This window comes from Streptomyces sp. NPDC002835 (genome assembly GCF_053591995.1).
Map to the genome: position 1 here is coordinate 23,807 of NZ_JBSFUW010000022.1, position 19,720 is coordinate 43,526.

Below are 19,720 nucleotides of genomic sequence, written 5' to 3' on the forward strand. Positions count from 1 at the left end.
GAACCCCTGAAGCCGCCCCGACCCGGTCGGAGCGGCCCCGTGCGCGTGAGGGGTCGGCTCAGCGGGCGCCGAGCAGGTGGTCCATCGCCAGCTGGTCGAGGCGCTCGAACGCCATACCGCGCTCGGCCGCGACGTCCACGTCGAACTCCTCGAACGCGGACCGGTCCGCCAGCAGCTCGGCCAGTCCTTCCGCGGCCGTCGGGCGCGCCAGCTCGTCCAGGCGCGAGGCCCGCAGCGCCTCCCGCACCTCCGGGTCCGCGCGGAACGCGGCGGCGCGCTCCTTGAGGATCAGGTAGTTGCGCATGCAGCCCGCCGCTGACTCCCACACGCCGTCGAAGTCCTCGGTACGCGGCGGCTTGAAGTCGAAGTGCCGGGGGCCCGCGTACCCTGCCGTCTCCAGCAGGTCGACCAGCCAGAACGCCGAGCGCAGGTCACCGGCGCCGAAGCGCAGGTCCTGGTCGTACTTGATGCCGCTCTGCCCGTTCAGGTCGATGTGGAAGAGCTTGCCCGCCCACAGCGCCTGCGCGATGGAGTGGGTGAAGTTGAGCCCCGCCATCTGCTCGTGGCCGACCTCCGGGTTGACGCCGAAGAGCTCCGGGCGCTCCAGGCGCTCGATGAACGCCAGCGCGTGGCCGACCGTCGGCAGCAGGATGTCGCCGCGCGGCTCGTTCGGCTTCGGCTCGATGGCGAACCGCAGGTCGTAGCCCTGCTCGGTGACGTACTCGCCCAGCAGGTCGAAGGCTTCCTTCATCCGGTCCAGCGCGACGCGCACGTCCTTGGCGCCGCCGGACTCCGCGCCCTCGCGGCCGCCCCAGGCGACATAGGTCTCGGCGCCCAGCTCGACCGCCAGGTCGATGTTGCGGATGGTCTTGCGCAGCGCGTAGCGGCGCACGTCGCGGTCGTTGGCGGTGAAGCCGCCGTCCTTGAAGACCGGGTGGGTGAAGAGGTTGGTCGTCGCCATCGGCACGACGAGGCCGGTGGCGTCCAGCGCCTCGCGGAAGCGCTTGATGTGCGCCTCGCGCTCGGCGTCGCTCGACCCGAACGGGATCAGGTCGTCGTCGTGGAAGGTCACACCGTACGCGCCGAGGTCGGCGAGCCGCCGGACGGACTCCGCGGGGTCCAGGTGCGGCCGGGTCGCGTCCCCGAACGGGTCCCGGCCCTGCCAGCCGACCGTCCAGAGGCCGAAGCTGAACTTGTCCTCGGGGGTGGGGGTGAAGCGTTCCGTCATGGCCATGTCCGCCTTGGATCACTGGTTTGTTCTCTGACCTTACTAATAATGCACGGATGGCCCCGATGACAGAAGACTCCCGGGGTCTGTTGTCGCGTGGGCGCGTGGCGTAATTTGTTTCTGGCTCGACCAAATGGTGGGGTGAGACGCTGACGGAGAGGTGCGCAATGCCGGCGAACGCGGTCGTCATCGGGGTGGACAGCTCCACCCAGTCCACAAAGGCGGCGTTCACCGACGCCGTGACCGGGCGGCTGCTCGCCGTCGGCAGGGCGCCCCACCAGGTCACCGGCGCGGGGGGCGCCCGGGAGACCGACCCCGAGGTGTGGTGGACGGCTCTCGCGGAGGCGGTCCACGCCGGTCTCAAGGAACTCGACGGGCTCGGCGTCGCGCCGTCCGCCGTCACCGGCATCGCGGTCGCCGGACAGCAGCACGGGCTCGTCGTCCTCGACCGCGCGGGCGCGCCCCTTCGACCGGCCCTGCTCTGGAACGACACCCGCTCCGCCCCGCAGGCCGCCGAGCTCACCGAGGCGCTCGGCGGCCCCGACGCCTGGACCGCCCGCACCGGGTCCGTGCCCGTCGCCTCCATGACCGCCGCCAAGTGGCAGTGGCTGCGGGAGAACGAGCCCGCCGCCGCGGCCGCCGCCGCGGCGGTGCGCCTGCCGCACGACTTCCTCACCGAACGCCTCGCGGGCGTCGCCGCCACCGACCCCGGCGACGCGTCTGGCACCTGCTGGTACTCGACCGCGACCGGCGGCTACGACCCCGGCCTGCTGGAACTCGTCGGCCTGGACGCCGCACTGCTGCCGCCCGTCGCCCCCACCGGCGGCACGCGTGTCGGCTCCCTCGCCGCGGCCGCCGCGGCCCGGCTCGGCCTGCCCGCCGGGATCGCCGTCGCCGCCGGCACCGGCGACAACATGGCCGCGGCGGTCGGCCTCGGACTCGGCGGGGCGGGGCTGCTCGACCATCCCGTGCTCAGCCTCGGCACCTCCGGCACGGTCTTCGCCGCCACCCGCACCCGGCCCGCCTCCGCCGCACTCGCCGGGTTCGCGGCGACGGACGGCACCTACCTGCCGCTCGCCTGCACCCTCAACTGCACGCTCGCCGTCGACAAGATCGCGTCCCTGCTCGGCCTGGACCGGGAGGCCGCGGAGGCGGGCGGCGAAGTCGTCCTCCTGCCGTACCTCGACGGCGAACGGACCCCGGACCTGCCGGGCGCCTCCGGCACGCTTACCGGGCTACGGCACACGACGACCCGTCAGCAGATCCTCGGCGCGGCCTACGAGGGCGCCGCCGTGACCGTGCTGCGCGCGCTCGACGAAGTCCTGCGCGCGTGTGGCGAGGACCCGGCCGCACCGGACACGGCGTCCCGCCCGCTCCGGCTCGTCGGCGGCGGCGCGAACGGCCGCCACTGGGTCGAGACCATCCGCCGCCTCTCGGGCCGGCCCGTCCTTCTCCCGTCCAGCGGCGAACTCGTCGCTCTGGGCGCGGCGGCCCTCGCCGCGTCGGCGGCGACGGGCGAGGACGCGGTGGCCCTGGCGGCGGGGTGGGGCGCGGGGGCGGGGACGTCGCTGTCGGCGATGGAGCGGGACGTGGAGACGTGGGAGCGGGTGTCGGCGGCGGTGGAGGCGGCGACGGGGTGACGTTCCCCCACCCCACCCCTTCCCGAACCGGGCTCCGCCCGGACCCGTTTCCCGCCCTCAGGGCCGGCCTGTCCTGGAGCCCGGCCCCCAGGGGCGCCGCTTCGGGCTGGGGCCCCGGGCCCGTGCCGCTGGGTGGGCGGGCCGGGCTCCGCCCGGGCCCGGTACCGCGCTCCGCGCGGTGGCCTCAATCTCCCCCTACGGCCTGGCGGCCGTGGGTGGGGGCCTCCGACGCCACCAGGCGTAGGAGGAGTACCCCCAGGCCGGGCTTGAGTTGCCCGGGCTGGATGTGCCCGGGCAACTCAAGCCTCGCCGGCGTTTGAGGCGCGGGGTTCGGGGCGGCGCCTCGACGTGACCGGCAAGCTCTCAGCCCCGCGCGCGCTCAGGTGCCGGACCCGGCACGGAACCGGGCAACTCAAGCCTCGCCGGCGTTTGAGGCGCGGGGTTTGAGGCGGCGCCTCGACGTGACCGGCAAGCTCCCAGCCCTGCCGGCGTTTGAGGCGCAGGCACCCCGGGGGCGGAGCCCCCAAGGCTCAGCAGACCTCAGTGCGCCCCGCGCGGCGCGTACGCCACCGGGTCCGCCAGGACGTCCTGGACCACCAGCGCCGCCGCGCCGCGCGCGGCGTCCGCCGCGGGGGAGGAGGGCCGCAGCCGGGTGCCCGCCGCCGGCCACAGGCCGGAGACGACGCGGGTCTCCAGCTCCGCGCCCACCGGCGGTGCCAGCCACGGCAGGAGCGGGCGGTAGACGCCGCCCAGCACGACCGCGTCCGGGTCGAAGAGGTTCACCGCGCCGGACAACGCGCGGCCCAGTGCGCGCCCCGCCCCGGACAGCGCCGCCAGCGCGGCCGGGTCGTCGGCGCGGGCGCGGCGTTCGAGCTCGGCGACGCCCGCCGCGCCGGCGTGCTCGTCGAGGCCGGCGGCCCGGAGCAGCGCGGACTGGCCCGCGTACTGCTCCAGGCAGCCGCGCGAGCCGCAGCGGCAGCGGGGGCCGTCGTCGGAGACGGAGACGTGGCCGATCTCGCCGGCGAACCCGTTCGCGCCGCGCAGCAGTTCGCCGCCCAGCACCAGCGCGCCGCCGACGCCGATCTCGCCCGTCAGATAGAGGAAGCTCCGGATGTCGCCGAGGCCGCCGAACCACAGCTCGGCCAGCGCCGCCAGGTTCGCCTCGTTCTCCGAACGCACCGGCAGTGCGGGCGCCCCGGGCCGCAGCGCGGCCAGGGCGCGGGCGAACGGGGCCTCGGCGGGGACGGCCGTCCAGCCGAGGTTCGGGGCCTGGCGGACCGAGCCGCCGGAGACCAGGCCCGGCAGGGCCAGCTCCGCGCCGACCGGACGCAACTCCTGCTCCGTGGCCGACCCGAGGGCCCGCGCCCCGATCCGCGCGGCCCGGTCGAACACCTCGGCCGGTGCGGAGTTCCGGTTGTCCAGGTGCTCCACGAGCCGTACCCGGTCGGTGCCGGCGAGGTCGACGACGCACACCGACACATAGTCGACGTTGATCTCGACCCCGATGCCGGCGACCCCGGTGCGGGCGATCTTGAGCACGGTGCCGGGGCGGCCGGCCTGGCCGCTGAACGTCTTGCCCGACTCGGAGAGGAAGCCGCTCTCGAGCAGTTGCTCGACCAGGGAGGAGACCGCGGCACGGGTCAGCCCCACGCGGGCGGCGACGCCGGCGCGCGTGGCCTCGACCTGGTCGTGGACCGCCCGCAGCACCAGGCTGAGATTGTGCCGGCGCACCGTCTCACGGTCGGCCTTCGCTCCCAGCGGGGCATGGCGGGCCGCCGCGCCGGTGCGGGCGCCGCCTGATTGATTGCCGTTCATATTGCCGCCGAGCCTATGGGATGCGCCTCTGCCCCGGCCCCGCGCCTTCCGTAACGGCGCTCCGGCTCCCGCGGGGCGCTCGCATAGGCGGCGCCCACCGGCCGCGAACCGCCCCTACGCGTCGGCGCTGTCGCGCGCCCTCCGTGACGCGTACCCGCCGGAGCGGGTCACGCCCCCGCCGGAGCGGTCACGTCCCCGCCGGGTCCGCCTCGCGTTCGTCGTGGGGCTCCTTCGCGATGCGGAGTTCGTCGTCGCTCAGCGGCGGTCCCGGCAGCGGCGGCAGCGTGGGGCCGCGCAGGACCGCGAGGGCGATCTCCGGTCTGACGAGGGAGGCCGTCGGCGCGGACAGCGTCATCACGTCGAACAGGGCCTTGGCGACCAGGGGCCGGCCCGTCGCGGTCAGCATCAGCCGGTCGACGTAGGTCCGCAGGGCGCGCACCCCGGCCCCCGGGGCCTTGCCGATCGCGCCGGGGTAGAGGATGTCCTGCCCGGTGGCCAGGTCCCAGGCCGTGGCGACCGGCCGGGCGACCGCCCGCTGGACGCGGCGGCCGAGGCCGGGGGAGTCCACGCCCCCGGTCGCCTCCAGCGCCCGGCGCAGCGCGAGGACGCCCTGCGCGGCGACCGACATCCCGTGCCCGTAGACCGGGTTGTACGTGGCGACGGAGTCGCCGAGCGCCACGAAGCCCTCGGGCCAGTCGCGGATCCTCTCGTAGTAGCGGCGGCGGTTGACGGTGCTGCGGGAGACGACGACGTCCGCAAGCGGCTCGGCGTGCGCGATGAGGTCGGCGACGACGGGGTGCCGGATGGAGCGGGCGAAGTCCTCGAACTCGTCGGCCGCGTTCGTCGGCTGCCCGCCCCGCGTGCCGGACAGGGTCACCAGCCACCGCCGGCCCTCGATGGGCACGATCGTGGCCGTGCAGCCGGGCCGCGGCTCGCGCGCGTCGGCCTGGACGTTGACGACCGGGTACTCGTCCGAGCCCTCGGGCGCCCGGAAGATCCGGCTCGCGTAGGCCAGGCCCGAGTCGACCTTCTCCTCGCGCACCTTGTCCACGCCCAGGCCCCGCAGCCACTCCGGGGCCCGGGAGCCGCGGCCGCTGGTGTCGACGACCAGATCGGCGGGGAGCACCCGCTCGGCCCCGTCGTCGCCGCGCACCCGTACGCCGTCGACACGTCCGGCGGCGCCCCGCAGGCCCAGCAGCTCGGTGCGCTGGAGGAGGGTGACCCGGGGGCCGGTGAGCACCTGCTCGCGTACGACCCAGTCGAGCAGGTCCCGGCTGCACGCGACGAGGAACTGCATCTCGGGGAAGCGGCGGAACCAGCCCTGCGACGACATGGACACCAGCCCGGTCGGCAGCGGGATCCGGCGGGCGCCGGCGGCGAGCCACCGGTCGGTGGTGCCGGGCATCAGCTCCTCGATCGCCCGCGCCCCGCCGGACCACAGCAGATGGGCGTGGTGGGCCTGGGGGAGGCTCTTGCGGGGGCGAGGCCCGTCGGGCAGCACGTCACGCTCGACGACGGTGACCTCTGCCACGTACGCGCCGAGGACCTCTGCCGTCAGCATGCCGGCCAGACCGCCGCCGATCACCACGGCTCTGCTGCCCGGATTCGGACAACTTCTCAAGGGACCGCTGCTCATAAGGTGCCGCTCTCTGACCTGGCCGCACGCGTGCGCGCTGCTTCGACGACGGGGGACTGGCGCAGCGCGAGGGACATGCGCACGAGGTCGCGCGGTCCAGCGGCTGCCACGGGTGTGTAGGCCTCGGCGGACCTGACGATCTGCCCCTCCGGGTCGGCCGCCCGGGCCCGCAGGGCGGCGGCGACCATCGCCGCGTCCGCCACCGCGTGGGCCTGCCGGGGGTCGGCTCCGGCGGCGAGCGCCTCGGCGTAGGAGTCCTCGCGCAGCACACGGTCGAAGTACGGGTCGAGCTGCAGCATTCCGTCGTGGATGTCGGACTCCCGCTGGATGACGCGCAGTTCGGCCGGGGAGAACAGCGAGATGCGCACCGAGGGCGTGCCCTGCGGCGCGGCGGAGCGCAGTTCGCGCCAGAGTGTGCCGAGGCGGCGGTAGACCGCCCAGGTGTGCCAGCTGTCGGACACGCGCTGGCCGACGAGCGGCAGGATGAAGCCGACGGCGCTCAGCAGCGCGCCGGCCGAGGCGAGCGGCGGCGCGGCCAGAGTGGAGAGGTCGTCCCAGTCGTGTCCGGCCCAGCGGGCGGCCACGGCGGCCGACTTGGTGACGCCGTAGGCGAGATTGAACAGCGATCCGACGACGATGGTCACCAGGCCGCCGCGGAGCCAGCCGCTCACCTTCAGCGACCAGCGCCAGCACAGCACGGTCATGCCGACCGCGGCGACGCTGTGGGCGGCGAGGTAGAGGGCGATCATCTCGCGGATGTACGGCGTCCTGGCGTAGTACGTGTCCAGGTCCCGCAGCCGCTCCACGGGGGCCTCGCCCAGCAGGAAGAGCAGGACGAGCGCACCGACGACCATGCTGTACGCGGCCATCCAGCGCAGCGAGATCCGCCGGGTCTCCTCCGGCGGGCCGCCGCGCCAGTTGACGAGGAGCACCAGGCAGGAGGCGCTGAACGCGGACAGGATGCAGTAGACCAGCGGCGCGGAGAAGTTGGGAACGCCGGTGGCGCGGTTGACCTCGGCGATGGTGGGCGGCGCGGCGAAGAAGAAGGTGGCCGCGCCGAGGATCAGCAGGGCGCACACGGACCGCAGCATCGGGTCGCGCCAGTCGCGCCGCATCCCCGGTATTTTGAACGCGAGTGCGATTCCCAGTGCAGCCGCGGGGATGTAGTAGTCCGGTCCGTCCACGCCTCAGCCCTGTGACCCGCGGTATCCCAGGGACGCCTCGATGCGGCCCGCGAGCCCGTCGCGCCGGACGGGGCCGCGGCCGCCCGAACCGGCGAGCCAGGCACGGCACTTGCTGCCGAGCAGGAGTCCGAAGCTCTCCGCCTCGTTCTCCTCTGCCTGGTCGAAGCGGGTGCGCGCGGCGACCCTCAGGACGGTCGCCTGGAGATCGGCCTCGTCGGACAGCAGCCGGGCGGCCACGGCCGCGCCCTCGACGTGGTGGCTGCAGTGCCCGGCCTTCATGTGCCACAGCTCATGGCCGAGAATCACCAGTTGGTGGTCGGGCGCCGTGCGCTCCTCGATGACGACGAGGTCCTGGTCCGCCATGTCGAGCCACAGCCCGCTGGCGGTGCCGGGAGGGAACGAGGCGGTGCGGTAACGCACCGGCCTGCCACGGCGTTTGCTCATGCCCTCGCACAGCGCGGAGTAGAGGTCGGCGGGTTCGGCGGGGGCGGGGAGATCGATTCCGCCGACCAGCTCGCCGCACAGTCGGCGCATCTCTTTGCCTATGCTCACCGCTCTCCCCTCCCCGCCAGAACCTTCACAGACACGTCCAAATCCAAGCCTGTCCGGAAATCAGGGCTCCGTGGGAGTGTCCGGAGCGGGCTTCACGCTCTCCAGGAGCATGTCGAGCCATTCGGTCACTTTGTCCCGGTGCTTGTCGCTGGGCAGTTGGGCCGCCCGCCAGGCGATGCCGCGTACGCCGTGGTCCTGGAGCAGCCGCTCCAGCGGGTCGCCGCCGTCCCCCGCGTAGTCCTGGAGCAGCCGCTGCTCGGTGCGCCGCAGGGCGCCGTCGAGCGCGTCGGCGTCGTCGGCGGTGAGGAAGCCGGCGTGCACCTTGAAGAAGCGCTGAATCGCGTCACAGTGCTCCATCGTCGGCCGGCGGTCGCCGTTGATGAGCGCGCCCGCCTGCTGGCGGGACATGCCCGCCCCGTCGGCTATCTCCTGCTGCGTGTACCGGCGGCCGTTGGGCTTGAGCCGGGTGCGTCGCAGCAGGTCGAAGCGTTGCAGAAAGCGTGCCTGAAGGTCGGGTTCGCCTGCCGGGTGCCCGTCGAGGAGGGCGCGTACGACGTCGGCGGGGACGCCGGACGCCTCGGAGAGCTTCCGGGCGTCGAAAACCTCGCCGTGGCTCATTCCGAGCTTGTCCGCAAGTTCGGTGACCCGGGCAACCGATGCCGCCAGAGGGCCTGTGGCCGTTGGACCCGGAACCGAGAAGCCGTCTGTCACCAGTAGGTCTCCTAGATCACGCGAGGCGGCCCCGCATCCTGTGGGGCTGCCGGAAGTTAACCCTATTCATGTCCTGGCAGCCAAGGTCTTGCCACAGCTGTGGCGTGATTTGAGCGCTCAGCGACGTGGAATGCCACGATAGTTGACATCCCCGTGTCCGCGGTAGCAGGATCGCCACGCGGTGTGAAGATCCAAAGGGGGCCGGCACAGCGGGACTTGCGGCAGGCTCCGAGAAGGGTGGCGTTCTCGATGACACACGAGGTGGGAGTCGGGCGCCGGGGTGTCCGTGGACGCCCGAGCCCAGCCGGTGCCGCGCGGGCCGCGGCCCGTACGAAGCGGCTCGGCGACGCCCTCAGGGCGCGCCGCGAGGAACTGGGCCTCAGTCTCGAGGAGGTGGCCGCCCGCCTGGGCGTCACCGCCTACACCTACGCCACCTGGGAGCGCACACCCGGCCGCGAGTGGCCCGAGGGCACGCTGTGCGCCCTCGGGGACGCCCTGGAGCTGAACGACCAGCAGGGCGGCCGGCTGCTGCGCCTCGCCGCCGAGCCGGAGGCGGCCGCCGTGGTGCACGGCGCCTTCGACGGGCACACGCCCGTCCGGCCGTCGGGTCCGGTGCCGCCCTCACGGCCGGCGCACCGGCCCGTCCCGGAGCGGCCCCCGGTCCCCGTTCCGCCGCCGGTGCCCGTACGGCCACCGGAGCCGACGTCGGAGCCACAGCCGTCGGACGCGCCGGTGGCCCCCGGGACGCGGTCCTACCTGCGGGACTACGCCGCGGTGATGGACGCGGTGCCGCTGCCCTCGGTCCTCTTCGACCGGCACTGGGACGTCGCGCACACCAACCCCGCCTTCGACGCCCTCTTCCGGGGTATCGGGCCGCACCCCACGGCCATGCCGGACCGCAACTTCCTGCGGTTCGTGCTCTTCCACCCCGATGCCCGGACGGTGCTCGGGGAGCACGAGACCAGTTGGTGCCTGCCGCTGATGGCCCAGCTCGCCGCGGCGCTCGACCGGCACGGCGACGACGGTGCGCTTCAGGCCATTCGTGACGACATCGCCGACGATCCGATCATGGACGTCGCCTACCGGTGCGGTCTGCCGCACTGGATGAGCGCGGTCGGGGCCGCCGCGATCCACCACGACGGGGCCGTACGGCCGGTGAACCACCCCGATCCGCGCTGGGGCCGCACCGACTGCCGGATCATTGACGAGACCCCGGCGACGCTCCGGGACCGGGGCTTCACGCGCATGACGCTGGCCCTCCGCGAGAACCGCTCGGCCGGTGCGCCCGGCGTGCGCCGGGGCAGGAGCCACCTGCGCGCCGTCTCCGGCGGCTGACGCGGGCGCGGAGGCCCAACCCGTACGACCCCGGACCCGTACGCCCGTTCAGCCCATCGAGGCGACGGCCCACTCCGCGACGACCGCCACCGCCACGCCGATGCCGAGGACCAGCGTGGCCCACCGGGTGCGCCCGGCGCGGCTGAGGACGAGCGCGCTGCCGGAGAGGATCAGTGCGATGCCGTAGAAACCGACGGTGAGCACCGACTGCGTACTGCCCAGCCGCAGCGCCAGCGTCGCGGCCACCGCGGTCATGATGGCGGCCGACAGTGCTATCCGCACGCCGCGGGCCTGGCGCGGTGTGAGGCCCTCTCGTTCGGGGCCCGTGTTCGCTTCCGACATGCGCGGAAGCCTATCCCGGCGGTTCACCTCGCGGTCCGTGGGGACCGGGTTTCACCGTCCTGCGGGGTCAGACCGTGCCCCGGCCGGAGCCGCCCACCCCGGCGGGCCAACGCGGCTGTGCGCCGGTGAGTTGACAGAGCAGCAGGTAAAGCGGAATGGGCGGCGTGTACGGGCTCGGGCCCTCCGGCCGGTGGATCAGCCGGGCGTCGGCCGCGGGGGCCAGGGCGCCGGGGGCGTAGTGGGAGGGGAGCGGCCAGGTCAGGCCCTGGTCGGAGCCGGCGGGGACGATCCACCACCACCAGGCGCCGTCGGCGAAGACGCAGCCGGCCCCCGGAATCCGGCCGAGCAGGCGGAATCCGTGGCGCGCGGGAACGCCGACCGCGTCGCACCCCAGATCCGTCCGGAGTCCGGCCGGGACGTCGAGCCGGGTGAGGCGGTCGGCGCGGTCGTGGCGCACGCTCCAGGAGCGGAGCGGCGCCAGGTCGCTCAGCACAGCCACTCCGTCGTCTGCGGCCGGTCGCCGAACGGCGGCCGGAGGGTGTACGCCAGCTCCGCCCACACCACGCGGCCGGTGCCCGGCACGGCGTCGTACGTGCCCCAGGCGCGGCTCACCGCCTCGACCAGCAGCAGCCCGCGCCCGCGCTCGCCCGCCGCGCCGTGGCACACGCGCGGGCCGGTGTCCGCGCAGCCCTGGTCCTGCACGGTGATGCGCAACCACTCGGCGGCGACCCGGAGTTCGCAGGCGACCAGATGGCCGCCGGTGTGCACGATGGCGTTGGTGAACAGCTCGGAGACGACCAGCAGGGCCGTGTCGTGCGGGTCCCCGTCGACGCCCCACCCCGCGAGCCGTGCGGAGACCAGCTTTCTCGCCCGGGAGACGTGTTCGACGCGCGCCGGCAACTCGAAGGAGTACCGGGTGAGATCGGGCCCCGCGGAGGGAGCCAGGAGCTCTGGGGCGAGTGCGTCACGGTTCACATGAACACTCTCCCGCTGCAACCATCACCTTGGCAACCCCCACTCTGAAAGATGCAGAGTGGAGATATTCATCGGTCGGAGTGCGTGGCACACTGCTCGCAAACAGCACGTGGGGAGGTCTCGAAGTGAGTGAACCGCGGTCCGCCCCCACCGTGGGGCAGGTCGTCCTCGGCAAGCGCCTGCAGGATCTGCGGGAGCGCGCCGGCATGAAGCGCGAGGAAGCGGCACAGGTCCTCCGCGTCGCCCCCGGCACCATCCGCAGAATGGAGACCGCAGAGGTCGCACTGAAGATCCCGTACGTGCAACTGCTGCTCGGCGCCTACGGCATCGGCGACGAGGAGGCCCGCGGCTTCGTGGAGCTGGCCGAGGAGGCCAACAAGCCCGGCTGGTGGCAGCGTTTCCACGACGTCCTGCCCCACTGGTTCAGCATGTACGTCAGCCTGGAGGGCGCCGCGAGCCTCATCCGTGCGTATGAACCGCAGTTCGTGCCCGGTCTGCTCCAGACGGAGGACTACGCCAGGGCGATCATGTTCGGCGGAGCCATCGGCCACACCGAGCCCGAGGACGTCGAGCGGCACGTGGCGCTGCGCATGCAGCGCCAGTCCCTGCTGACCCGGCCGGACGCCCCCAGACTCTGGGCGGTCATGGACGAGACGGTCCTGCGCCGTCCCGTCGGCGCGCCGGGCGTGCTGAAGGGCCAGGTCGAGAAGTTGCTCGAGGCCGCCCGGCTGCCGAACGTCACCCTCCAGCTCGCCGAGTTCGCGAGCGGCCACCACCCGGGGACGTACGGGCCGTTCGTCCTCTTCCGATTCGCCGTGCCCGAGCTCCCGGACATGGTCTACAGCGAGTACCTGACCGGCGCCGTCTACCTCGACGCGCGCCCCGAGGTCGCCACACACCTCGAGGTCATGGACCGCATGGCGGCACAGGCCGCATCAGCACAACGCACGAGGGAGATCCTCGACGATCTCCGCAAGGAGCTGTGAATGAACCGCATATACAACGGGATGCCGGCGGCCGAACTCGGCGAGACCGGCTGGCACAAGCCCTGGAGCGGTGGCAACGGTGGCAACTGTGTCGAGACCATGAAGCTGGCCGACGGCCGGGTGGCGGTGCGTCAGTCCGCCGACCCCGACGGCCCCGCCCTGATCTACACCTCCGGCGAGATCAAGGCGTTCATAGAGGGAGCCAAGTCCGGCAAGGCGGACTTCCTGGTCAACTGAGCTGCCGCCGCGGGGGCGGCAGCCGGTCGGCCGGGAGCCGCCGGGCGTGGCGGTACGGCGGTCATTCCACCGCCACCGCCCGCCCCGGCGCACCCTCCCGCTCCGCCGCCCCCGCCCGGGCGGCCGGTGGTTTCGTGCCGCCCCGGCGCCGCAGGACATGACCGGCGAGCACCGCCGCGGCCGCGAGAGCGTACACGGTCGTGCCGATGGTGTCCCCGTCGGCGTCCAGGCGCCCCGTGACGTACTTGGCCGCACCCGCCGCCGCGACGCCCAGCCACTCCCACCGGCCGTCGAGCGCCACCAGCGCCACCAGCAGCAGCGCGTACCAGGAGTACCCCGGAGTCATCAGCAGGAACGCCGTACCCGTCACCAGCAGCGCCCCGCTCCACGGGCGTTCGGGATCGCCGTGCCGCAGCACGTACCAGACGACGGTCAGGATCACCACCACGACCGCGGGCAGCGCCCAGGCGTCCGGCAGCACCAGCCGCAGCAGCGCGTACCGGTTGCGGGCGGACGGGTCGTCGTACCCCTCCTCCTTCGTGTAGCCGCTCAGATAACCGAGCACCGAGCTCTCCGAGAGCAGCACGTGCGGCAGATACGACAGCCCCACGACGGCCGCGGCCGGCACCAGGACGGCCGCCGCGTCCCGCCATCGCCGCACCCCCGCCAGCGCGCCCGGCAGCACCACCGCCGGCAGCAGCTTCGTCGCGATCGCCGCGCCGAGGAGCACACCGCCCTCGAAACGGCGGCGGACCACCACCGCGAGCCCCACGACTGCCAGCAGCACCCCGAGCACATCGACATGCGCGTTGTTCACCGCCTCCAGCGGTACGGCGGGACACCACGCCCAGTACACCGCCGTCCGCGGATCGCCGCGCCGGCGCAGCACCAGCACCAGGGCGACCGTCGTGCCGACGGCCAGCAGCGCGCCGCCCACCTGGAGCGCCTTGTGCCGCGCGTCATCCGGCGAGACGGCGTGCACCAGCAGGAAGTACCCCTCCGCGAACGGCGGATAGATGGTGTGGACGTTCGGCCGGTTGATCCGGGTGCAGTGCACCTCGCCCTCCGGCCCGGCGATCCGCGCCCGCCCGAACGGCTCGCACCGCGCACCGGTCGGGAAGAGCCAGTCGTCACGCAGCTCCACGAGCGACGGATCGGCCGGCGCATGGTCGTACGGAGAGATCCCGGCGGCCTGCACCCTGCCGTCCCAGGCATAGCGGTACGAGTCGGTGCTGGTACGCGGCGGGGCGAGCAGCCCGGTCGCGGCGACCGCGATGCCGCCCGCCAGGATCAGCACCACCGCGTGCCGCACCGGCGCCCGGCGCACCGCGAAGGCCGCCGCCGCGAACAGGATCCAGCAGACGGCGTACCACCGGGAAAGGCCGCCGGGATCGCTCACGTAACCGTCCTTGAGGACGGTCACGGCGAGCGCGGCGGTCAGGCCGGCGACGAGGACGCCGGTCAGGAGCGAGCGCATGTTGATCACGGTGCCCAGCCTGGCAGCCGAACCGCCCGGAACGGCGCGGACGCGTCCCGGCGTCCGCATTCCGTAAGGTGTCGGACCCGGCCCGGGCCAGGCTCCCGGGGTTCTCATGGAGGACATGAGGATCAGCAGGGCCGGAGCGCCGGCCACCTTCCGGCTGCCGAGGTTCGCAGGACGGCTGCACGACGCCCGCACCGCCACCGCGATCGGCCGGTGGCTCGCCGCGGCGATCGCCGTGTGCTTCGTGACCGGCGTGCTCAGCCACTACGTGCAGCGGCCGCCGGACTGGCTGGCCGGGGCGCTGCCCAGCCGCCCCGCCTGGGGCTACCGGTTCACCCAGGGACTGCACGTCGCGAGTGGCATCGCGGCGATCCCGCTGCTGCTGGCCAAGTTGTGGGCCGTCTACCCGAGGCTGTTCGTGTGGCCCGCGCTGCGGTCGCCGCGCCACGCCCTCGAACGGCTCTCGGTGGCGGTGCTCGTCGCGGCGTCCGTCTTCCAGCTCGGCACGGGCCTGCTGAACACCGTCCAGTGGTATCCGTGGCCGTTCTCCTTCGTGCCCGTGCACTTCGCGGTGGCCTGGCTGCTGCTCGGCGCGCTCGTCCTGCACATCGCCGTCAAATACCCCGAGATCAAGGCGCACTGGGGCCGCCGCTCGCCCGGGACGCTGGAACTGCCCGCCGAGGACGGGCCCGACCGGCGCTCCCTGCTCACCGGGGTGGCCGTGGCCGTCGGAGCGGTGACCCTGACGACCGTCGGCCAGTCGGTCACACCGCTGCGGCGGCTCGACCTGCTCGCGCCCCGCCACCCCGACCACGGCGAACAGGGCCTGCCCGTCAACCGCACCGCCGCAGCGGCCCGCGTCGGCGGCGAGAGCCTCGACGGCTGGCGGCTCACCGTCACCGGCCCCCGCTCCTACGCCCTCACCCTCGACCAGCTCGCCGCCCTGCCGCAGCACACCGTGACCCTGCCCATCGCCTGCGTCGAAGGCTGGAGCAAGTCCGCCCGGTGGACCGGCGTACGCGTCCGGGACCTGCTGGAGAGGGCCGGCGCGCCGCCCGGCGCCGCGCTGCGGGTCGTGTCCCTGGAGAAACGCGGCGCCTACCGGGTGATGGAGATGGGCGGCGGCTACACCGACGACCCGCTCACCCTCCTCGCGCTGCGCCTGAACGGCGAGGTCCTCTCCCTCGACCACGGCTACCCCGCCCGGATCATCGCCCCCAACCGGCCCGGCGTCTGGCAGACCAAGTGGGTCAGCGGCATGGAGGTGAGGTGATGCGCACCGCGCTGGGCGCGGCCGGCCTCGCCCTGATGGCCGTCGGCCTGTATCTCCTCGTCACCGGCGGGCAGTTCAAGGACGTCGCCCTGTGGCTGGCCGGCGCCGTCGTCCTCCACGACCTTCTCGTCGCACCGCTGGTGCTCGCCGTCGGCCTGCTGCTGGCCCTGCTGCCCGCCCGCGGCCTGCTGCGGGGCGCCCTCGTCACCGCCGGCTGCCTCACGGTGATCGCCCTGCCGGTGCTCCTGGCCCCGGGCACCCCGCGCAACCCCTCCGTGCTGCCGCTGGACTACCCGCGCAACTGGCTGCTGACGCTCGCGGCGGTCGCCGCGGTGACCGCCGCCGTCCTCGTGGGACGGCGGCTGCGCGGGCGGGCGCGGGAGCGGCGCTAGGCGTGTTGCTAAAGCCTTGCTGCACGCGTGAGCGCCCGGAAGACTGCGGCGATGCCTGAATCCGCCCCGCCCAGCCGGGAGACGCCGATCAGGTCCGGCCCTTGGCCCGCGACTTCGCGACGTCGTTCGCTCCAGAACGCGGAGCGTTCGACGTGACATGGCAGAGGCTCGGAGAGGCGCCCGGCACGCTGGTCGCTGTCGCCGAGTCGGGTCGCAAGGTCCCAGCAACACGCTCCAAGGCTGACCGAGACTGGTTGCCCGCGCGTACCACGAAGCGTCTACTGGTCAGAAGGGATCGGTGAACGAGATCGGCTTGCCGGTGGCGTGGGCGTATGCGATCTCCCTGCTCGTGGACTCGCCGACATACCCGCCCGGGTTGACGACCAGAACCCGGTCTGCCAGGTCGATCTTGCGCAGGTGGAGGGCGTCCAGCGCGGTCTTCTGCTCGTCGGTGATCAACTCGTCTGCTTCGTGATCCTCGGTGCGCAGGAAGACGCCTGGCGCGACGACGATGACACCTGCGAAGGTCAGATCACGGTTCGCCGCGCTCATCTCGTCCACGAACCGGGTAGAGCCGCAGATGCAGACAATCTCAGGTCGGTCGGGCACGGCTCAGTCCTTCGGGTCGAACGGGAGACCGTCAGTGTGCGCGTAGACATCACAGACGGGCATACGAGCCAACAGCTTACGCAGCGAGATGGACACCACGCGGCTGCACCGTCGCAGGCGGGAGGCGTGGCCCGTGCTGGGAATGACGCTGCTCGACGCCGAAGTCCGGGGGTGCACCCTCGCCGAAGACCTGGCGCAGTTGCTCGATCGCCGGCAGACCGCCGCCGCTGTACCCGACGAAGCCGACCGGCTGCGCCTGCCGCTCCGTGTAGTGCCAGTCGATCGCGGCCTTGAGGAACGCCGGGAAACCGCGGTTGTAGTCCGGCGTCACCACCACGGCCGCGTCGGCCTCCGCGATCCGGCGCGTACCGTCACAGATCCCGCACCGTGTATCCAACGCCCGCCGGGCCGTTACGCACTGGGAACGGGGCCGCCCGGACGGAACCGCTCCACCCCGACGATGTGCCGCACCTTGACCGGACGCACGATGACCGCGACCCGCTGCTCTCCCGGCGCGAGCCACTCGAACCGTTCGCTGCCCAGGTACTTCCTGGCGAGCCGGTCCATCCGGTCGTGCGCCTCCGCGCCCTCGATGAAGCGGGCCACCACACCACTGATCTGCACCCGGTCGAAGGGATCGGCGGCGTCCGCGTGCGAGAGGTAGACGCGCGGGTCCCGGCGCAGATTCTCCTCCTTCACCCGGCCCACCGAGGTGTTGAACGTCAGCTCCCCTTCGCCCTCCAGATCCACCCACATCGGGCTGACCTGCGGCGCTCCGTCGGCGAACACGGTGCCCACGTACCAGATGTTGGGTGCTTGCAGCCAGGCCCGGACAGCTTCGTCGAAAATCGCAGTCATCCCGGGAGGCTACCGACCGTGACCGGCGGAGCGGCCCGAGTCACCCGCCGGCCACCGGCCCCGCACCGGACGAATGGCGCGGGGCCGGGGCGAGCGGGCGGTTACTTCAGATACACGAGGCCGTCGGTGGTGATGGTGGGGCGGCCGCTGGTGCCCACCACGACGATCTTGACGGTGTGCTTGGCGCTGGTGGACCAGGTCCTGGTCCAGATCGCGTTGCGGTATTTCGTGGTGGACGACTTCAGGTCGACAGTGGCGGCCTTGACACCGTCGACGTAGATGTACGCCTGCCCGGAGCTCGCGGCGCGGGAGACGACCCAGGCCGCCGACCTGCCGGTGAAGGTCCAGGTCAGGCTCGCGTTCTTGGACGAGCTGGAGTAGGACTTGCCGCCCAGGTAGCTGGTGGAGGACTTGGTGGTCCAGGTGCCCGACCTGACGGCCGAGGTCTCCTGCAGGATGACCGGAGTACCGGTGACCGAGGCGCTCCCGGTGTTTCCGGCCCGGTCGTAGGCGGTCATGTTCCAGGCGGTCGCGACTGCGGACTTCGCGGTGTGGGAGGCGCTGTACGTGGTCGGGCCGTACGTCCTGGCCAGCGGGGCGGTCAGGCGGACGTCCCTCAGCGCGTTGCTGTCGGCGGCCTTCCAGCGCAGGGTGACCGGCACGGCGGTGGTGTTCACGGTCCCGGTGCGCAGGGTCAGGGCGGGCTTGGTGGTGAAGGTGGGTGCGGTGGTCTCCGCGATCACCGTCGCCGCAGGGCTGGTGGTCTGCCTCCCGGAGACGTGCGTGGCCCGCACGGCCACGGTGTGCGAGCCGAGGGCGAGGGTTGCCTGGGCCGAGGCCGCGGTACCCGCGGTGGTCGCCACCGGCCTGCCGTCGACGAGGAGTTCGTACTGCTTGATCAGCGAGGCCGGGGTGGTCGCCGACCAGTTCACCGTGATGCCGGCCTTGGTGTAGTAGGTGGTGCCGGACAGTCCGGCGCCGGCGATCGACTTGACGGTCAGCCCGGTGACGGGGCCGGCGGCCCAGGTTCGGATGGTGGCCAGCCGGTTGTAGAAGGCGCTGCCGGGGCACTGGGTGTTGTAGCCGTCCCGGTGGCCGTGGATGACGGGGAACGACAACTGGGCGCCCTTGGCCCAGGACTTCCCGAAGTAGTTGGTGCCCCTGTCACCCGCGGTGAGCGTGGTGGTGCCGGCCGGGTTGACGCCGTACTGGCCGAGCTTCCACGCGGCGATCCGGGCGACAGAGGTCATCGCGGCCTGTGAGGGGGCGGCGTCGGTGTAGGTGCCGAGTACGGAGACACCGGTGGTCTCGGCGTTGAAGCCGTAGGCGTGCGCGCCCTGGACGGGCCGGTCGACGCCGCCCTTGCGGCCCTCGTAGACGGTGCCGCACTTGTCCACGAGGAAGTTGTAGCCGACGTCCTTCCAGCCGAGCTGCTTGACGTGGTAGGCGTAGATGCCGCGGACCAGCTTCGGCGCGTCGGCGCAGGTGTAGTTGTTGGACTCGGCCGTGTGGTGCACGACGACGGCCTTGATCCTGCCGCCGGGGAGGTAGCCGGGAGCCTCGGGGCTGATCGACTCGTCCGCGCCCCAGCCGGCCCGCGAGGTGATCGGCGGCCGCGGCGCTGTGGACGGCGGTGCCGGAGGAGCCGTTGTCGCGGACGAGGACGGGGACGGGCTCGCGGTCGTGGACGGCGAAGCGGACGCGGAAGGCGTACCGGACGGCGTCGGCGACACGGTCGCCGACTCGCTCGCCGACGGCTCGGCGGACGGCTCGTCGCTGACGGAAGCGTCCGGCGAGACCGTCGCATCCGGTGCGGGATCATTGGATTCAGTGGCCGATGGAGTGGGCTCCTCGGTCTCCTCGACGGCGAACGCCGCCGGCTCCACGGCCGTCACGCTTCCCGTGCCGGGGTCGACCATGTCCAGCCGCAGCCCGGCCGGAAGCCCCGCCGACGTCTTCCCTCCCGACGCCACCCGGACCTCGACACCGTCCGACGGCCCGACCCACGCGGGCTCGGTACCACCGCGCAGAGCACCCGTCTCGCCCTGCCCGCTGTCACCCTCCAGCCGCAGCCAGCCGGACCACTCGCCGGACCCCGCGACCCGGGTGCGGACCTCGACCGTCCCACTCACCCGTGCACCAGGATCGGTCCAGGTCACACCCAGCATGCTGAACGGCTCGGTCTCACGCCGGCCGAGTGAGGCGCTGCGCCCGTCGCCACTCGTCCCCAACTGCGCGGTCATAGCCCGGGTGCTCACCGGACCGGCCTTCCCGTCCGGCCTCGCCGAGGCACCGGTGACACCGCTGTCACCGGTCACTCCCTGGAACACCAGCACACCGACCAGACCCGCGACCGCCGTGGCGGCCGTTCCCCATATCCGACGCCGCTTCATGCAGCCCCCACCCCTTCAATCAACCCATCGAGACACGCGGACCTACGACTGCGTGCCATGAGTGACGTACC

19 protein-coding genes and 1 pseudogene are annotated in these 19,720 nt (G+C 73.1%); 6 read left to right on the plus strand and 14 right to left on the minus strand.

Annotation, left to right across the window (positions count from 1 at the left end; all coding sequences use genetic code 11):
- Window positions 1-58: 58 nt before the first annotated feature.
- Window positions 59-1,228: a xylose isomerase gene (gene xylA / locus ACWD01_RS22795; protein WP_451164595.1), complete on the minus strand. Its 1,170-nt coding sequence runs from the start codon at window positions 1,226-1,228 to the stop codon at window positions 59-61.
- A 167-nt stretch (window positions 1,229-1,395) separates the two neighbouring features.
- Between xylA and xylB the strand changes: the two genes are divergently transcribed.
- Entirely contained in the window at window positions 1,396-2,868 is a 1,473-nt protein-coding gene (gene xylB / locus ACWD01_RS22800) for a xylulokinase (RefSeq protein WP_451164597.1), read from the plus strand.
- 540 nt (window positions 2,869-3,408) lie between these two features.
- Here the strand turns inward: xylB and ACWD01_RS22805 are convergent.
- The 5 genes from ACWD01_RS22805 to ACWD01_RS22825 all read right to left on the minus strand — a co-directional run bounded on the left by ACWD01_RS22805 (window position 3,409) and on the right by ACWD01_RS22825 (window position 8,766).
- Window positions 3,409-4,683, minus strand: coding sequence for an ROK family protein (locus ACWD01_RS22805; protein WP_451164599.1), 1,275 nt, complete (start codon window positions 4,681-4,683; stop codon window positions 3,409-3,411).
- A gap of 187 nt (window positions 4,684-4,870) precedes the next feature.
- Window positions 4,871-6,319, minus strand: coding sequence for an FAD-dependent oxidoreductase (locus ACWD01_RS22810; protein WP_451164601.1), 1,449 nt, complete (start codon window positions 6,317-6,319; stop codon window positions 4,871-4,873).
- Window positions 6,316-7,503 (minus strand): MAB_1171c family putative transporter, encoded by a 1,188-nt coding sequence (locus ACWD01_RS22815; protein WP_451164603.1) that lies wholly within the window; start codon window positions 7,501-7,503, stop codon window positions 6,316-6,318. Before ACWD01_RS22815 ends, ACWD01_RS22810 begins: the two co-directional genes overlap by 4 nt.
- 3 nt (window positions 7,504-7,506) lie before the next feature.
- Window positions 7,507-8,037, minus strand: coding sequence for a toxin-antitoxin system, toxin component (locus ACWD01_RS22820; protein WP_451164700.1), 531 nt, complete (start codon window positions 8,035-8,037; stop codon window positions 7,507-7,509).
- Window positions 8,038-8,115: 78 nt separating this feature from the next.
- Window positions 8,116-8,766 carry a helix-turn-helix domain-containing protein gene (locus tag ACWD01_RS22825; protein WP_451164605.1) on the minus strand — a complete coding sequence of 217 codons (651 nt, stop codon included), beginning with the start codon at window positions 8,764-8,766 and terminating at the stop codon, window positions 8,116-8,118.
- Window positions 8,767-9,015: 249 nt separating this feature from the next.
- On the opposite strand from ACWD01_RS22825, the gene ACWD01_RS22830 reads away from it, so the two are divergent.
- Window positions 9,016-10,101: an MmyB family transcriptional regulator gene (locus tag ACWD01_RS22830; RefSeq protein ID WP_451164607.1), complete on the plus strand. Its 1,086-nt coding sequence runs from the start codon at window positions 9,016-9,018 to the stop codon at window positions 10,099-10,101.
- A gap of 48 nt (window positions 10,102-10,149) precedes the next feature.
- On the opposite strand, the gene ACWD01_RS22835 is transcribed toward ACWD01_RS22830, so the two are convergent.
- From ACWD01_RS22835 to ACWD01_RS22845, 3 genes are all read right to left on the minus strand, one after another.
- Window positions 10,150-10,443 (minus strand): hypothetical protein, encoded by a 294-nt coding sequence (locus tag ACWD01_RS22835; protein ID WP_356890662.1) that lies wholly within the window; start codon window positions 10,441-10,443, stop codon window positions 10,150-10,152.
- A 67-nt stretch (window positions 10,444-10,510) separates the two neighbouring features.
- A complete protein-coding gene (locus tag ACWD01_RS22840) occupies window positions 10,511-10,924 on the minus strand; it encodes a hypothetical protein (protein WP_451164701.1) in 414 nt (137 codons plus the stop codon).
- A gap of 5 nt (window positions 10,925-10,929) precedes the next feature.
- The gene (locus ACWD01_RS22845; protein WP_451164609.1) at window positions 10,930-11,418 is read right to left on the minus strand and encodes an ATP-binding protein; all 489 of its coding nucleotides are present in this window, start codon (window positions 11,416-11,418) and stop codon (window positions 10,930-10,932) included.
- Between the two features lie 125 nt (window positions 11,419-11,543).
- On the opposite strand from ACWD01_RS22845, the gene ACWD01_RS22850 reads away from it, so the two are divergent.
- Both ACWD01_RS22850 and ACWD01_RS22855 read left to right on the plus strand, forming a co-directional pair.
- The gene (locus ACWD01_RS22850) at window positions 11,544-12,404 is read left to right on the plus strand and encodes a helix-turn-helix domain-containing protein (RefSeq protein WP_451164611.1); all 861 of its coding nucleotides are present in this window, start codon (window positions 11,544-11,546) and stop codon (window positions 12,402-12,404) included.
- Window positions 12,405-12,641: a DUF397 domain-containing protein gene (locus ACWD01_RS22855; RefSeq protein WP_451164613.1), complete on the plus strand. Its 237-nt coding sequence runs from the start codon at window positions 12,405-12,407 to the stop codon at window positions 12,639-12,641.
- Window positions 12,642-12,702: 61 nt separating this feature from the next.
- Here ACWD01_RS22855 and ACWD01_RS22860 read toward each other — a convergent pair whose 3' ends face one another.
- Complete coding sequence (locus ACWD01_RS22860) at window positions 12,703-14,118, minus strand: glycosyltransferase family 87 protein (protein ID WP_451164702.1); 1,416 nt, start codon at window positions 14,116-14,118, stop codon at window positions 12,703-12,705.
- Between the two features lie 115 nt (window positions 14,119-14,233).
- Here ACWD01_RS22860 and ACWD01_RS22865 point away from each other — a divergent pair, with 115 nt between their 5' ends.
- Together ACWD01_RS22865 and ACWD01_RS22870 are read left to right on the plus strand one after the other, a co-directional pair.
- Complete coding sequence (locus ACWD01_RS22865) at window positions 14,234-15,397, plus strand: molybdopterin-dependent oxidoreductase (protein ID WP_451164615.1); 1,164 nt, start codon at window positions 14,234-14,236, stop codon at window positions 15,395-15,397.
- A complete protein-coding gene (locus ACWD01_RS22870) occupies window positions 15,397-15,789 on the plus strand; it encodes a hypothetical protein (RefSeq protein ID WP_451164617.1) in 393 nt (130 codons plus the stop codon). Before ACWD01_RS22865 ends, ACWD01_RS22870 begins: the two co-directional genes overlap by 1 nt.
- A 285-nt stretch (window positions 15,790-16,074) precedes the next feature.
- On the opposite strand, the gene ACWD01_RS22875 is transcribed toward ACWD01_RS22870, so the two are convergent.
- From ACWD01_RS22875 to ACWD01_RS22890, 4 genes and pseudogenes are all read right to left on the minus strand, one after another.
- Window positions 16,075-16,398: a hypothetical protein gene (locus tag ACWD01_RS22875; protein WP_451164619.1), complete on the minus strand. Its 324-nt coding sequence runs from the start codon at window positions 16,396-16,398 to the stop codon at window positions 16,075-16,077.
- Window positions 16,399-16,576: 178 nt separating this feature from the next.
- Window positions 16,577-16,759: pseudogene (locus tag ACWD01_RS22880) on the minus strand (NADPH-dependent FMN reductase); the annotation flags it as partial.
- A gap of 50 nt (window positions 16,760-16,809) precedes the next feature.
- On the minus strand, window positions 16,810-17,256 hold the full coding sequence (locus ACWD01_RS22885; RefSeq protein ID WP_451164621.1) for a TIGR03618 family F420-dependent PPOX class oxidoreductase: 447 nt from the start codon (window positions 17,254-17,256) through the stop codon (window positions 16,810-16,812).
- Between the two features lie 101 nt (window positions 17,257-17,357).
- Window positions 17,358-19,649: a peptidoglycan recognition protein family protein gene (locus tag ACWD01_RS22890; protein WP_451164623.1), complete on the minus strand. Its 2,292-nt coding sequence runs from the start codon at window positions 19,647-19,649 to the stop codon at window positions 17,358-17,360.
- Between the last annotated feature and the right edge of the window lie 71 nt (window positions 19,650-19,720).